We start from the raw sequence: 1,136 nt of genomic DNA, 5'->3' as shown, positions 1-1,136 counted from the left end.
CGCGGGCTCGGCCGTGCACGAGGCTCTGGCCGGCCCCATGCTGGAAAAGCAGTTTCAGATGGTGTACCTCGACCAGCGCGGTAGCGGCCGCTCAGACGCGGCGCCCGGCGGCACCTACGCCCTGCCCCGCCTGGTGCAGGATTTGGAAGAGCTGCGCCAGCAGCTGCACGTGGAGAAATGGGTGCTGATGGCGCACTCCTTCGGCGGGCTCATTGCCACAGCCTACGCCCGGCAGTATCCGCAGCACACACTGGGCCTGGTGCTCAGCAACAGCGTGCTGAACCTGACCGCTTCGATGGAAAGCACGGCCACCCGCGGCTACGCGCTGCTGCCCGCCGCCACCCGGCCACCGCTCGACCCTGCCGCGCCGCTGCCCCAGCGCTTCGGCATGGTGATGGCCCTACTCAACCAACAGCATCTGATGAACCAGCTGATGTATGCCAACGACTCGACGGCTGCGCGGGTGAGCCGGGTGCAGCGTGCCCAGCCCGCCGCCAGCCACGACTTCGCCGCCTCGCTGTACCGCCCCGGCGTCATCGATGGCTACCTCGAAGACTTTGCCGCCGCCAGCGCCCAACTGAACATGCCCGTGCTGGTGCTGCCCGGGCAGGCCGACGACGTAACCGGCCCACAGCACCAGTCTTTCCGTTTCCCGCACCAGCAAGTGGTGGCGATGCCGGGCAAGCACAACGCGTTGCTCGAAAACCCGCAGCAGGTCCAGGCCGCGCTGGTTGCCTTTGCCCGCCAGCTGCCGCGCTAAGCGCTACGAGCGAGCCTGCCGCGCCGCCCGCACCATGCGCGGCTTCCCGAACATGTCGTCGATAACCGCTACCTCCGCGAAGCCCTGGGCCGTGAACAGCGCCGCTGTTTCGGCCCCCAGGGCTTCGTTGATTTCGAGGTAGGCCACGCCATCGGCGGCCAGCAGCTGCGCGCCGATTTCGGCCAAGCGACGGTAGAAGATGAGCGGGTCGTGGTCGGGCACGAACAGGGCCGTGGCGGGCTCCCAGGCCAGCACGTTGTCGCGCATGGCGGGCCGCTCGCTCTCGCGCACGTAGGGCGGGTTGCTCACCAGCACATCGAGCGCGCCAAGAGCCAGACCGGTGGGCAGTTCCCGCAGAATATCAACCTGCTGAAAC

Annotated in this window: 2 protein-coding genes; one reads left to right on the top strand and one right to left on the bottom strand. The window is 68.1% G+C overall.

Going from position 1 to position 1,136, the window contains the following annotated elements; genetic code table 11:
• Positions 1–760: alpha/beta fold hydrolase (locus ACYVDE_RS23595; protein ID WP_460503969.1), on the top strand; the 760-nt coding region annotated here is incomplete at its 5' end.
• Positions 761–763: 3 nt separating this feature from the next.
• Here the strand turns inward: ACYVDE_RS23595 and ACYVDE_RS23590 are convergent.
• The coding region (locus ACYVDE_RS23590) for a class I SAM-dependent methyltransferase (RefSeq protein WP_460503968.1) at positions 764–1,136 on the bottom strand (373 nt) is incomplete at its 5' end.

The sequence above is a fragment of the Hymenobacter agri genome (assembly GCF_054778495.1).
The sequence above is the reverse complement of the archived record's forward strand: the minus strand, read 5'-3'. Positions and strand labels throughout refer to the sequence as shown.